We start from the raw sequence: 12,987 nt of genomic DNA, 5'->3' as shown, positions 1-12,987 counted from the left end.
GACTAGAAATAAATTAAACTCGGAATATCGGAAAGCGGATATCGGAAGTTGTATAAAAAGATATCGCGTGGCGTTGTAAGGCAGGGCTGGATAAGGAAAGATAAATATGAGACAAAAGATGGGAGGACAGAAATAATGGGATTTTTTAGCAAACTGAAAGAAAGCCTGGTAAAAACCAAGGAAGCTTTTGTGGAAAAGGTTACCCAAGTAGTTACCGGAAGAAAGCCTATTGATGAGGAACTTTTTGATGAGCTGGAAGAAGCCTTGATCCAGGCTGATGTAGGGGTGACTACCTCCCTGAAACTGGTGGAAACCTTACGTAAAAAAGCCAAGGAAAACAAACTGGAGGAAGCACACGAATTAAGAGGCCTCCTGGAAGAAGAGATCACCCGCATGCTGGAAGAGGGTGAGCACACCCTCAACATACAAAAAGGAAGGATTAATGTCATTTTAATCGTGGGTGTCAATGGCGTAGGCAAAACCACTTCCATCGGCAAACTCAGCCATAAACTGAAACAGGACGGCTACAAAGTACTGGTGGCCGCCGGGGATACCTTTAGGGCGGCGGCCATTGACCAGCTGGAAGTCTGGTGCCAGCGGGCCGGGGTAGACATTATTCACCAGAAAGAGGGCTCAGACCCTGCTGCCGTGGTTTACGACGGGATCCAGGCGGCCAGGTCACGGAAAGCCGACGTGCTGGTTATTGATACGGCAGGACGTTTGCAGAATAAGACTAATCTCATGGAGGAACTGCGGAAGATACGGCGTGTGGTGGAACGGGAGATTCCTGACGGTCCCCACGAAGTGCTCCTGGTCCTGGATGCCACTACGGGACAGAATGCCTTATCCCAGGCCAGGATTTTCGGTGAGGTGGTGCAGGTTAGCGGGGTCATCCTGACCAAACTGGACGGGACCGCCAAAGGCGGGGTCATTTTAGGCATTCAGAACGAATATAAATTTCCCGTGAAATTCATCGGTGTAGGGGAAAAGATGGAGGATTTACGGGATTTTGAACCCCAGGCCTTTGCCCAAGCGCTATTTGGTAAGAGTGAGGAGGAAGAATAATGTTGAAAGTGGATTTAGCCGTTATCGGCGGGACCGGTGTGTATAAAGCGGATATGCTGGAACAGGTAAAAGATGTGGAGGTAGAAACTCCTTATGGTAAGGTGAATCTCATTGCCGGCTTTTATAAAGGGAGAAGTGTGGCCTTTCTGGCGCGCCACGGCAAAGGCCATTCCGTACCGCCTCATCTGGTGAATTACAGGGCTAATATCATGGCCCTGAAAAAGCTGGGAGCCAAGAGGGTTATTGCCACGGCAGCAGTAGGTTCCCTCAATGAAAAGATGGGTCCTAAGGATTTTGTGATCGTAGATCAGTTTTTGGATTTTACGAAAAGCCGACCGCAAACTTTTTTTGAGGGGGGACCCCAGGGCGTTTTACATGTGGACGTTACCGACCCCTATTGCCGGGAAGTCCGTCAATTTCTCCTGCAAAAAGCCCGGGAGTTAAATTTCAGGGTCCATGACGGGGGCTCTTATGTCTGTACGGAAGGCCCCCGTTTCGAAACGCCGGCAGAAATTAAAATGTTTAAAGTGCTCGGTGGTGACCTGGTAGGCATGACCAGTGTTCCGGAAGTGGTGTTGGCCCGGGAGGCCGGTTTATGTTATGCCACTGTGGCTATGGTGACGAATTTCGCTGCCGGCATCTCGCCGGACCCTTTAACCCATGGTGAGGTCCTGCAGGTCATGAATGAACTAAGTGCCAATATCTCACAGCTGATTATGACCGTGCTGGAAACCATACCCCTGGAAGGAAACTGCACATGCGGCAAGGGACCGGGCGAAGCGGGCAAGTTTTAGGAGGATGATGACGTGAAGTCTGTGGAATGGAAGGACCAGGTCTTGCATCTTATTGACCAGACCCTTTTACCCGCTGAACTAAAAATAGTAGAATGCCATACCTACCAGGAAGTGGCCGACAGCATTAAAACCATGAAAGTAAGAGGCGCCCCTGCTATCGGTGTGGCGGCGGCGTACGGTCTGGCCTTAGCGGCTATACACTTTGCGGGTACGGAAACCGGGAAAATGATAGAAGAATTGAGGAGGGCCAAAGAAGTTCTGGCCCGGACCAGGCCCACGGCAGTTAACCTTTTCTGGGCCCTGGCACGGATGGAAAGGGTTTGGCAGGACCACCGGGATAAAGATGTAAAGACCTTAAAAGCAGTCCTGGAAAATGAGGCCCGGGCCATTGACGAGGAAGACCAGGCCATGAACAGGCGCATAGGGGATTTTGGCAAAGAGCTAATTCCCGCTAAAGCCCGTATCTTAACCCACTGTAATGCCGGAGCCCTGGCTACAGCAGGTTACGGTACGGCTTTAGGGGTCATCAGGGCCGCGCAAGAAGCAGGTAAAGAGGTACAGGTTTATGCCGATGAAACCCGGCCTCTCCTGCAGGGAGCCAGGCTTACGGCCTGGGAGTTAATGCAGGATAATATTCCCGTTACCCTGATCACGGACAGTATGGCCGGGTATTTGATGCAGCAGGGCAAAATAGATTTAGTCATCGTAGGAGCAGACCGCATTACAGCCAACGGGGACGTAGCCAACAAAATAGGTACATACAGCCTGGCCGTCCTGGCCAATTATCACAAGATACCTTTTTGCGTGGCAGCTCCTCTTTCCACCATCGATATGGATTTACGGACAGGTAGAGAGATCCCGATAGAGGAGCGGCACCATGATGAGATCAGACGTTTAGGCAATCTCCAGCTGGCACCCAAGGATGTGAAGGTTTATAATCCAGCTTTTGATGTTACACCATCCTCCCTCATAGAAGCTATTATTACAGACCAGGGAATTGTGAAGGCACCCTATGAAGAAAACCTGGCTAAGCTGTTTAAGGGGGCAGGTAAGTGAACTGGAGAGTTTATAAAGAAGAACTCATACATACCGGCAAAGAGCTGGTAGACCTGGGATTGGTAGCAGCCACCTGGGGAAACATCAGTATCCGTTTGCCGAAAAATCAAGGGGTACTCATCACCCCCAGCGGCATGGATTACTACAATATCAACCCGGAAGACCTGGTAGTCTTAGATCTTCAGGGAAAGGTGCTGGAGGGGGAGCGTAAACCTTCCAGTGAAAAACTCCTGCACCTTACTATTTACCGGCATCGTCCCGATGTCCAGGCCGTTGTGCATACCCACAGCCCCTATGCCACGGCTTATGCCGTAGTGAGAAAGCCCATTCCCGCCCTGGTGGAAGACCTGGCCCAGATTGTGGGCGGGGACGTTGATGTAGCCCTTTATGCCAGCCCGGGGACCCAGGAACTGGCCGATCATGCCGTTAACGCTCTGGCCGGCAAAATGGGCGTATTACTGGCCAATCATGGGGTCATCGGTGTGGGCAGGGATATCACCGAAGCTTTAAGGGTATGCCAGTTAATTGAAAAGACGGCCCAGATAGGCATCATGGCCAAAATGCTGGGAGAACCTGTTCTTTTGAGTGACAATGAGAAAAGAATCATGCGCCAGGCTTATTTATTTCACTACGGACAAAAGGAGGAGAAGTAAATGACCGGCTTGTTAATTAAGAATGCCTTAATACTGCCTATGAATAAGGAAACAACGTGGTTTCAAGGTGATATTTACGTTGAGGGAAACTCAATCAAAGAGGTCGGTAAAGAGCTTTCGCCGGACACACCCAATATTACTATCCTGGATGGGCAGGATACGGTAGTGCTGCCGGGGTTTGTTAATTGTCATACCCATGCGGCCATGACTTTGCTCAGGAGTTATGGGGACGATATGCCCCTGATGGTCTGGCTCTCCCAGCGCATCTGGCCCCGGGAAGCCCATCTTACGGAGGAAGACATTTACTGGGGTACTATGCTCTCCATCCTGGAAATGATTAAATCAGGCACCACTTGTTTTGCCGATATGTACTTTTATATGGATCAGGTGGCCCAGGCTGTGGAAGAGACGGGTATCCGGGCTTCTCTTTCCCGGGGAATGATTGGTCTTGGTGATAAGGCGGAATTAGCTTTGCGGGAAAGTGAAGAGTTTGTGCAAAAGTGGCATGGCAAGGCCCAGGGGCGAATCACCTGTTTACTGGGGCCCCACGCCCCCTACACCTGTCCTCCCGATTACCTGAAAGAGGTCATGGCACTGGCCGATAAGCTAGGGGTGGGGTTACATATTCATTTAGCTGAAACACGTACGGAAGTGGAAGATATCCAAAAACAGTACGGTATGACCCCCGTAAAGCTCATGGATTCCTTAGGCTTGTTTACAGGCCGCCATGTTTTGGCCGCTCACTGCGTGCACCTGACCCCGGAAGAGCGGGCCATCTTAATCAAACACCAGGTTGGGATCGCCCATAACCCCGAAAGCAATATGAAACTGGCCAGTGGTGTGGCTCCCATCCCGGAGCTGGTCAAGGAAGGAGCCCGTGTAGGACTGGGCACCGATGGCGCTGCCAGCAACAATAACCTGGATCTCCTGGAAGAAATGAGAACCTGTGCCCTCCTGCATAAAGTAACTACCCAGGACCCTACTGTGCTTCCTGCTTATCAGGTTTTAGAAATGGCTACACGAAATGGTGCCCAAGTTCTGGGCCTGGAAAAAGTGGGTTTGATTGCGCCAGGTCAGAAAGCTGACCTGATTATGGTGGATCTACATAAACCCCACCTAACCCCCCTCCATGATCCCGTGGCCAATCTGGTTTATGCCGCCCAGTCTTCGGATGTAAAAAATGTTATTATAGACGGCAAGCTTGTCATGAAGGACCGTCACATGGTAACCATGGATGAAGAAAGGGTCATTTATGAAGCCCGGAAACGCGGGCAGGACCTGGTGACCAGACAATAAATGCGTGATAAAGACCTGCATATTTTTTTGCAGGTCTTTTAAATTTCACCCTTCATAACGTACATACTAGTATAGTAATATATTGAAGATGTGTTTAGTTTGAATTTAGTGATTGAAGAGAATATTCCTAAAGGAACGGCCCCGGAGTATGTTTATCAAATACTTAAAAACAATATCTTAAACTTAAACTAAGATTACGAGTTGACACTGGTGAGGGAAAAGTGTAGAATAAAGCCTGTTAAGTAAATATCCTTAACAGCATGGGTGGTGGGAGTTGTGCAGGATATCGCCCGGCGGTCCTTATTGTTTGATTTTTACGGTCAACTGTTAACAAAAAAACAGCAGGAAATCTACGACCTTTATTTCCAGCAAGACTTGTCCCTGGGAGAAATTGCGGAACTGCACAGGGTTTCCCGGCAGGCCATCTATGACCTCTTAAGAAGAACGGAAGAGACCTTGGAAGAGTACGAAAACAAACTGGGACTGGTGAGAAAACACAACGATAACACAGAAATATTGAAACAGGTGCAGGAAAGATTAGAAAGCATCCAGGAAAAATACGGGGCTTACGAAATAAGGGAAGTTTACGCTCTTTTAAAAAAAATGGCCGAAGCATAAAAAGGTGGTGAGACATGTGGCTTTCGAAGGTTTAGCGGAAAAACTCCAGGGAATTTTTAAAAATTTACGCGGCAAGGGTAAGATCTCGGAAAAAGACGTTACTGAAGCCATGCGGGAAATACGAATGGCTCTTTTGGAGGCAGATGTCAACTATAAAGTTGTTAAAGATTTCGTAAACAGAGTTAAGGAAAGAGCTGTGGGTGTGGAGGTTCTGGAAAGCCTTACGCCGGGACAGCAGGTCATCAAAGTAGTCCATGATGAAATGACCCAGTTGATGGGTGGTACTCAGAGTAAGATAAATTTGGCTTCCAAACCCCCGACTATCGTCATGATGGTGGGCTTACAGGGTTCCGGCAAAACCACTTCCAGCGGTAAACTGGCCAGGCTCTTTAAAAAACAAGGGCGGCGTCCTTTGCTGGTGGCCTGTGACATTTACCGGCCCGCAGCCATCAAGCAGCTGCAGGTTTTAGGTGAGCAGCTGGAGATTCCCGTTTTTTCCATGGGGGATAAACAAAATCCCGTGGATATTGCCAAGGCAGCCAGGGCTTATGCGGAAAACCAGGGCCATGACCTGATGATCGTGGATACGGCAGGCCGTCTCCATATTGACGATGCCTTGATGTCTGAACTGGAAAACATCAAAACCAATATTAGGCCCCATGAAATACTCCTTGTGGTTGATGCCATGACCGGACAGGATGCCGTCAACGTGGCTGAAACCTTTAATGCAAGGCTAGGTTTAGACGGCGTTATACTTACCAAACTTGATGGAGATACCCGGGGGGGAGCTGCCCTTTCTGTAAAAGCAGTGACGGGGAAACCTATTAAATTCGTGGGTATGGGTGAAAAGCTCGATGCCCTGGAACCCTTCTATCCCGACAGGATGGCCTCCCGGATTTTAGGTATGGGTGATGTTTTAACCCTCATAGAAAAAGCCCAGGCTAATTTTGACGCCAAAAAAGCGGAGGAATTGGAACGTAAATTACGTAAGGCCGAATTCACCCTGGAAGATTTTCTTGATCAGATCCAGCAAATGAAATCCATGGGACCTCTTAGTGAATTGATGGGGATGCTGCCGGGGATGGGGCAGATGAAAGCCTTGAAGGGTATGGAGATTAGTGAAAAAGATGTAAAACATACGGAGGCTATCATTCGCTCCATGACCAGGGAAGAAAGAAGGCACCCGGAAATTATTAACGGCAGCAGGAGAAAACGTATTGCCCTGGGGAGCGGGACATCCGTACAGGAAGTGAATAAACTGCTCAAACAGTTCGAGCAGGCCCAGAAAATGATGAAACAAATAGCCCAAATGCAGCAGGGGGCAAAAAGTGGAAAAAAAGGTGGCTTCAAACTGCCTTTCTTTAAATAATAACGACTATCCGCTAACCGTTTTCCGCTATCCGTTATAGGAGAACAGGTTTTGCTATTGGGAAGTGGGGTACACCACAGACACAAGTCTCGCTATGTCGGAAGTCGGACAGTCGCAAATATTTGAACTTTATCAAGGAGGTGATATTCATGGCAACAAGAATTAGGCTGAGACGTATGGGCGCCAAAAAAGCTCCTTTTTATCGCCTGGTAGTGGCTGATTCCCGCTCTCCTCGCGACGGGCGCTTTATTGAGGAAATTGGTTATTATGATCCCACCAAGAATCCGGCGGTCATCGAAATTAATGAGGAAAAAGCACTTAAGTGGTTAAAAACCGGTGCGCAGCCTTCCGAAACTGCTAGAGCATTACTGAACAAAGCCGGTGTATTAAATAAGCTGGGTGAATAACACCCATGCTTGGGGGTAGGGTATATGGAAGAATTAGTAAAAACATTAGCCCAGGCTCTGGTTGACCGGCCGGAAGATGTAACTGTGACGAGACGCGAAGATGGTGATGCTGTCATCATTGAGCTGCGCGTAGCGCCCACAGATATGGGGAAGGTCATTGGTAAACAGGGCCGGATCGCTAAAGCTATACGGACTGTAGTTAAGGCAGCTGCGGTACGTGAAGAAAACAAGAAAGTTATTGTAGACATCATTGAGTAGAGGGGGGCCGTCCTGGCCTCTCTTTCCTTAGTTTATGAGTTAATGAGTTCACGAGTTAATGAGTTTGAGGTATTGCTTGGTTCTCCGGTTTTGAACCCCCTTGCTCGTTAACTCGTAAGCTCATAAACTGATGTGTTGAGGAGGAAAATATGGATAAAATAACAATAATTCGCAGGATAAAAGTTAAAGCTATTGTCACGGAAAGGTTAAAACAGGAACTGGTACAGCAGATCCAGGAAGGAATAAAAAAGATGGAGATGGAGTTAAGTTTCCTGGAACAGCGCAACAAAAAAGCTCTTACCGAGTTAACCCTTAAAGCGTCACCACAGGTACAGGCCGTCAGGGAACAGTTCGAGTGGGAAAAGAAGAAACGAGAAGAAGGTAAGGCTACACTTTTAGAACAGCTTAAAAAAATCAATGTTCTGGAGGAAGGTCAAGAAGTTTTGCAAGGTGAAGTGGAGGGGCCGGTGGAGATCAAACTGGGTGACAGTTGGGACGGGGTTTTGGACAAAGAGATTGTGATTAAAGATGGTGTGGTTGTCAATATAAGATAAAGGTGATTGCGGGATGTACATAAAAATTGGACAAATCGTCAATACCCACGGGCATAGAGGTGAATTAAAGGTTTATCCTTTAAGTGATGACCCCCAGCGTTTTTATGAACTAGAGCATGTTTATATTAAGAGAAACGATGAGTATATGGAATATCACGTTCATAGTGTGCGCCTTCACCAAAATGTGGTGATTATCGCCCTCCGGGAAATCCCCGATATGAATGAAGGAGAAAAAATGAAAGGGCTGTACCTGGAACTCCCCGCAGGAGAACTTAGACCTTTGCCGCCGGGACATTATTATCATTTTCAAATCGTGGGGCTGGAGGTTTATGAAGGTGAGTATTACCTTGGTAAGGTTGAAGAAATATTAGAGACGGGCAGCAATGATGTGTATGTGGTGAAGAAGGAGCGGCAGAAACCTATCTATTTACCGGCTCTAAAAGAGGTTATTAAGAAAATAGACCTGGATTCCGGTAAAATGGAGGTACAGATACCGCCGGGACTGTTGGAGTAGTGAGAGAGCATGAATATTTATGTTTTTACCATATTTCCCGAGATGTTTGAGGGACCGTTAAATACCAGCATCCTGAAAAAGGCCCGGGAGAAAAAGATATTAAACATCGAGCTCATTGATTTTCGCCCCTATTCGCCCAGTAAACATAAAAATGTTGATGATGCTCCTTTTGGGGGAGGGGCCGGTATGGTCTTAAAGCCGGATCCTATTTACCTGGCTTTGGAGGATAAACTCGGTGATCTCGTCACATATCCGGGCCAAATTCTTCTCATGTCACCCCAGGGTGTACAGTTTAACCAGGAACTGGCCAAGGAGTTAGCCAAAGAGCAAAGCTTAGTCTTTATCTGCGGCCACTATGAAGGTTTTGACGAAAGGGTTCGGGCCCTGGCCCATAAAGAAATCTCTATTGGGGACTATGTGCTCACGGGGGGAGAGCTTCCCGCCATGGTGATTATTGATGCCGTCAGCCGTTTAATTCCCGGCGTGTTGGGTGAAAGTGAATCCGTTGTTTCTGATTCTTTTTACGATGGGTTGTTGGAATATCCTCACTATACGCGGCCCCGCTCTTTTAGAGGGATGAATGTGCCGGATGTACTCCTCTCCGGAAATCATGAAAAAATTCGCCTGTGGCGGCGCAAAGAGTCCCTGAGACGAACCTTAGAGCGCCGCCCGGAACTACTGGAGAAGGTAAATCTTACGAAAGAAGACCTAAAACTTTTGGCAGAGATAGCCAATGAGGAGAAAGGAACCAATGGCTAATCGATTTTTTTTAGGGCTTGTTCACTATCCTGTTTACAATAAGCATCTGGAAACAGTGGCTACTTCTGTGACCAATCTCGATATTCATGATATTGCCCGCTGTGTAACCACTTATAATCTGGAGAAATATTATATTATTCATCCCCTGCCTACACAGCATAAACTTGTCCAGGAAATTATCGACTACTGGCAGAAAGGATATGGGGCCCAGTACAATCCGGACCGGAAAGAAGCCTTAAATAGCGTGGAACTTATCGATTCCATTGAAAGGGCCAGGGCAAAAATCCAGGAACAGTTTAGCGGACCGGTCTACACTGTAGTTACAGATGCCCGGGTTTACCCCCGGACCATTGGTTACCGGGCTCTAAGGGAAATTATCGAGAGGGATGAAGAGAATAATTTTTTCTTTCTTTTTGGTACCGGCTGGGGAATGATTGGAGAAGTCATGGAAAGTGCCGATTATGTACTGGAACCCATCTACGGGAAGGGTAATTATAATCATCTCTCCGTACGCAGCGCGGTAGCCATCATTTTGGATAGGATTTTAGGCGAAAAATGGTGGAAATAAGTTGTTTTCCAATTTAACTTTATGGTATAATACTTGACGGTTACCTGCCGTAATGGCTATCAGGACGGTCCGCTGTCTTGACAAAGGGGCAAGATATGAACGTCTACGCGGGAAGGAGGTATAGAGTATGGACTTAGTAAAAGCTGTGGAAAAAGAGCAAATGCGTCAAGATATTCCTGAGTTCCGCCCCGGTGATACCGTACGCGTTAACGTAAAGGTTGTGGAAGGAAACCGTGAAAGGATTCAGGCCTTTGAAGGAGTAGTTATCAAAAGAAGAGGCAGCGGTTTGAATGAAACATTTACTGTACGCCGTGTATCCTACGGTGTTGGTGTAGAGCGCTGCTTCCCTGTACATTCACCCAGACTTGAGAAGATAGAGGTTATCCGTAAAGGTCGTGTGCGCAGGGCAAAACTTTACTACCTCCGTGAACTAAGAGGCAAAGCCGCCAGAATTAAAGAAAGAGAATAATGACGTTATGAAGGGACTGAGCTGTCAGTCCCTTTTAACCTATTCTTAGGAGGATATGAAGGTGAAAGCGGTGGAAAGGGAGAATAAAACAAATCAAGGTGCCTTTACCTTGCGGGAACTGTTGCAGTCCTTGCTTGTTGCTCTTTTCCTGGTGGTTATTATCAAAACATTTATTGTGCAATTATTCTGGATACCGTCCCGTTCCATGGAACCAATATTGTTAATTAACGATCGGATCATCGTGACCAAATTCAGCTATTGGTACGAAGAACCCCAACGCGGTGACATTATTGTCTTTCGTTTCCCTAAAGACACGTCCAAGCATCTGGTTAAGCGCGTCATTGGTATGGGTGGCGAAATTATTAGTATCAGGAATAATCAAGTTTACATAAACGGTAAATTATTAGACGAACCTTATATTAACAACGAAAAATATCAGGATTTTGGGCCTGTGGTGGTCCCGGACGGCCATTATTTTGTTTTAGGGGATAACAGAGACAGCAGTGAAGACAGCCGCTCCTGGGGTTATGTTCCTGCGCGGCTGGTGGTGGGGAAAGCCCAGTACCGCTATTGGCCCCTCTCCAGGGTAGGGAAAATTTACTAAGGAGGCGCATGCGTGATTCAATGGTTTCCTGGTCATATGGCCAAAACGAGAAGGCTCATTACGGAAAATCTCAAATTAGTTGATGTAGTGATAGAGATAGTAGATGCCAGACTGCCTTTAAGCAGCCGGAATCCCTTAATTGATGAGATTGTTGGTGATAAGCCCCGGGTGATGTTATTAAACAAAGCGGATTTAGCAGATGAGCAATTAACCCGCCTGTGGACTCAGTATTACAGTGACCAGGGACTGGTCGTGCTGCCTTTTAATGCCCTCCAAGGGGCTTCCCGCAGTGCTAAAAAACAATTATTGGAGGCAATTCAAAGCCAGGCCCAAAACCTTTTGGAAAAACGTAAGAACAAAGGGATCATCAACAAAACCATCCGTATGATGATTGTTGGCATACCCAATGTGGGTAAGTCTACCCTCATCAATTTCCTGGTGGGAAAAGGTGCTGCTGAAACTGCTGACCGGCCCGGTGTTACCCGGGGGAAACAGTGGATTCGCCTGGAAAAGGATTTGGAACTCTTAGATACGCCGGGGATTTTATGGCCCAAATTTGAAGACCCCCAGGTAGGGTTCAAACTGGCGGCTACCGGAGCGATCAGTGAAAATGCTTACGACCCGGTGGAACTCAGTCTCGAGCTTTTAAACTGGTTCCGTCTGCATGCACCGGGACGGGTTGAGACCCGCTATAAGATTACGGAAAATGAGGACGTCTTTCTCATGTTAACAGATATCTGTAAAAGAAGGGGTTTCCTGCGGCCGGGGGGTGTTCCCGACCTGGAAAAGGGCGCCATTATGCTGCTGGATGAATTTCGTGCCGGCAAATTGGGGCAGGTTACCTTGGATCAAGAACCACAAAAATAGAATAAAAAATAAATTTCTATATATAATAATATTTATAAATTGTATAATTTATACTATAATATGACTATATGAGTGGAGAGATTATGGAACTTAGGCGTTTGACCATAGAAGAAATTAGGAAAATGTTGTCTACTGCTCCCCGGGAGGCCTTGCCCCTAATAATGGCGCGGTTTCAGCAGGATGCGCGTAAAGGCGTCCAGACTCTGCTTAGACGTTATCAAAAAGAGTTAGCTTCACAGATAGCGGAAGAAGAACGCCTGAGTATACTTTGGGAAAAGGAAACAGACTTACGAAAAAATGGCTATACACATATAGCCGGGCTTGATGAAGCGGGACGCGGTCCCCTGGCCGGGCCTGTGGTGGCTGCCTGTGTTGTTTTACCTTCCGGCTGCAGTCTTCCCGGCCTTAATGATTCCAAACAATTGACCTTGGATGCGCGTTCCAAATTGGCAGAGTTAATCAAAGAACAATGTATAGCCTGGAGCATTGGCATCTGTGATCATCAGGAGATTGATCGTATTAATATTTATCAAGCCACTATAAAAGCTATGGTTAAGGCTGTACAGTCTTTGAAAATCCAGCCTGATTACCTGATCATTGATGCATTAAAGCTTCCTCTTAATATACCCCAGGAAGGTATTGTTCAGGGAGACTGTAAATGCGCTGCTATCGCAGCAGCTTCTATAATTGCCAAGACATACCGCGACAGGGTGATGGATGTACTTGATCAAATATACCCGCAATATGGATTCAAAGAGCATAAAGGATATGCTACACCCCGTCATGTGGAAGCTATCAGGCGTTATGGCCCCTGTGAAATTCACCGGCAAAGTTTTATGCAAAAGATAATGAAAAGTTATAATAATAGATGATTAAAACAGAAAAATATCCTTTAGGAAAGGAATTTTTGCAGTAATATCGAGTTGTTTTCGGATGGGCATTTATAAACTATGGTTCAAGATAGAAAACATAAGAGGGGATTTTATATTGAGGTTATTTAATATGTATAAAATATTTGATTTTATCTTGATAAGAAAGAATAATGGGTTATTATAGAGAAGGAAGAGGAAAGGAGCTATTCTTTCGCGAAAATTAAATATGTTTGATCCTTGTGTGAAAAACTTCACGCACTACAG

The 12,987-nt window shown here is 46.8% G+C and carries 17 protein-coding genes; all 17 read left to right on the top strand.

Annotated elements, in window-relative coordinates:
• The first annotated feature begins 135 nt into the window (after positions 1 to 135).
• The gene (ftsY, locus tag BR63_RS06230) at positions 136 to 1,065 is read left to right on the top strand and encodes a signal recognition particle-docking protein FtsY (RefSeq protein WP_207724768.1); all 930 of its coding nucleotides are present in this window, start codon (positions 136 to 138) and stop codon (positions 1,063 to 1,065) included.
• A gap of 2 nt (positions 1,066 to 1,067) precedes the next feature.
• Entirely contained in the window at positions 1,068 to 1,859 is a 792-nt protein-coding gene (gene mtnP, locus BR63_RS06225) for an S-methyl-5'-thioadenosine phosphorylase (RefSeq protein WP_034422882.1), read from the top strand.
• 12 nt (positions 1,860 to 1,871) lie between these two features.
• On the top strand, positions 1,872 to 2,915 hold the full coding sequence (gene mtnA / locus BR63_RS06220) for an S-methyl-5-thioribose-1-phosphate isomerase (protein ID WP_034422839.1): 1,044 nt from the start codon (positions 1,872 to 1,874) through the stop codon (positions 2,913 to 2,915).
• Entirely contained in the window at positions 2,912 to 3,568 is a 657-nt protein-coding gene (locus BR63_RS06215; protein ID WP_034422838.1) for a class II aldolase/adducin family protein, read from the top strand. Before mtnA ends, BR63_RS06215 begins: the two co-directional genes overlap by 4 nt.
• Positions 3,569 to 4,864, top strand: coding sequence for an amidohydrolase (locus tag BR63_RS06210; RefSeq protein WP_034422836.1), 1,296 nt, complete (start codon positions 3,569 to 3,571; stop codon positions 4,862 to 4,864).
• 276 nt (positions 4,865 to 5,140) lie between these two features.
• Positions 5,141 to 5,482: a YlxM family DNA-binding protein gene (gene ylxM / locus BR63_RS06205; RefSeq protein ID WP_034422835.1), complete on the top strand. Its 342-nt coding sequence runs from the start codon at positions 5,141 to 5,143 to the stop codon at positions 5,480 to 5,482.
• Between the two features lie 16 nt (positions 5,483 to 5,498).
• Positions 5,499 to 6,851, top strand: a complete 1,353-nt coding sequence (ffh, locus tag BR63_RS06200) for a signal recognition particle protein (protein WP_034422833.1) — start codon at positions 5,499 to 5,501, stop codon at positions 6,849 to 6,851.
• A 149-nt stretch (positions 6,852 to 7,000) separates the two neighbouring features.
• The gene (rpsP, locus tag BR63_RS06195; protein WP_034422832.1) at positions 7,001 to 7,258 is read left to right on the top strand and encodes a 30S ribosomal protein S16; all 258 of its coding nucleotides are present in this window, start codon (positions 7,001 to 7,003) and stop codon (positions 7,256 to 7,258) included.
• A 24-nt stretch (positions 7,259 to 7,282) separates the two neighbouring features.
• Positions 7,283 to 7,516: a KH domain-containing protein gene (locus BR63_RS06190; protein WP_034422830.1), complete on the top strand. Its 234-nt coding sequence runs from the start codon at positions 7,283 to 7,285 to the stop codon at positions 7,514 to 7,516.
• 149 nt (positions 7,517 to 7,665) lie between these two features.
• Entirely contained in the window at positions 7,666 to 8,070 is a 405-nt protein-coding gene (locus BR63_RS06185; protein WP_034422828.1) for a YlqD family protein, read from the top strand.
• A gap of 13 nt (positions 8,071 to 8,083) precedes the next feature.
• Positions 8,084 to 8,584: a ribosome maturation factor RimM gene (rimM, locus tag BR63_RS06180; RefSeq protein WP_034422827.1), complete on the top strand. Its 501-nt coding sequence runs from the start codon at positions 8,084 to 8,086 to the stop codon at positions 8,582 to 8,584.
• A gap of 9 nt (positions 8,585 to 8,593) precedes the next feature.
• Positions 8,594 to 9,343, top strand: coding sequence for a tRNA (guanosine(37)-N1)-methyltransferase TrmD (gene trmD, locus BR63_RS06175; protein ID WP_034422825.1), 750 nt, complete (start codon positions 8,594 to 8,596; stop codon positions 9,341 to 9,343).
• Positions 9,336 to 9,911, top strand: coding sequence for an RNA methyltransferase (locus BR63_RS06170; protein ID WP_034422824.1), 576 nt, complete (start codon positions 9,336 to 9,338; stop codon positions 9,909 to 9,911). The genes trmD and BR63_RS06170 overlap by 8 nt, the downstream gene beginning before the upstream one ends.
• A gap of 127 nt (positions 9,912 to 10,038) precedes the next feature.
• A complete protein-coding gene (gene rplS / locus BR63_RS06165; protein WP_034422821.1) occupies positions 10,039 to 10,380 on the top strand; it encodes a 50S ribosomal protein L19 in 342 nt (113 codons plus the stop codon).
• 55 nt (positions 10,381 to 10,435) lie between these two features.
• Entirely contained in the window at positions 10,436 to 10,984 is a 549-nt protein-coding gene (gene lepB, locus BR63_RS06160; RefSeq protein ID WP_034422818.1) for a signal peptidase I, read from the top strand.
• A 12-nt stretch (positions 10,985 to 10,996) separates the two neighbouring features.
• Positions 10,997 to 11,851, top strand: a complete 855-nt coding sequence (gene ylqF, locus BR63_RS06155; protein ID WP_243270073.1) for a ribosome biogenesis GTPase YlqF — start codon at positions 10,997 to 10,999, stop codon at positions 11,849 to 11,851.
• A gap of 80 nt (positions 11,852 to 11,931) precedes the next feature.
• Positions 11,932 to 12,723: a ribonuclease HII gene (locus BR63_RS06150; protein ID WP_153802099.1), complete on the top strand. Its 792-nt coding sequence runs from the start codon at positions 11,932 to 11,934 to the stop codon at positions 12,721 to 12,723.
• Positions 12,724 to 12,987: the final 264 nt, after the last annotated feature.

Source organism: Thermanaerosceptrum fracticalcis (assembly GCF_000746025.2).
Classification (GTDB): Bacteria; Bacillota; Peptococcia; order DRI-13; family DRI-13; genus Thermanaerosceptrum; species Thermanaerosceptrum fracticalcis.
The sequence above is the reverse complement of the archived record's forward strand: the minus strand, read 5'-3'. Positions and strand labels throughout refer to the sequence as shown.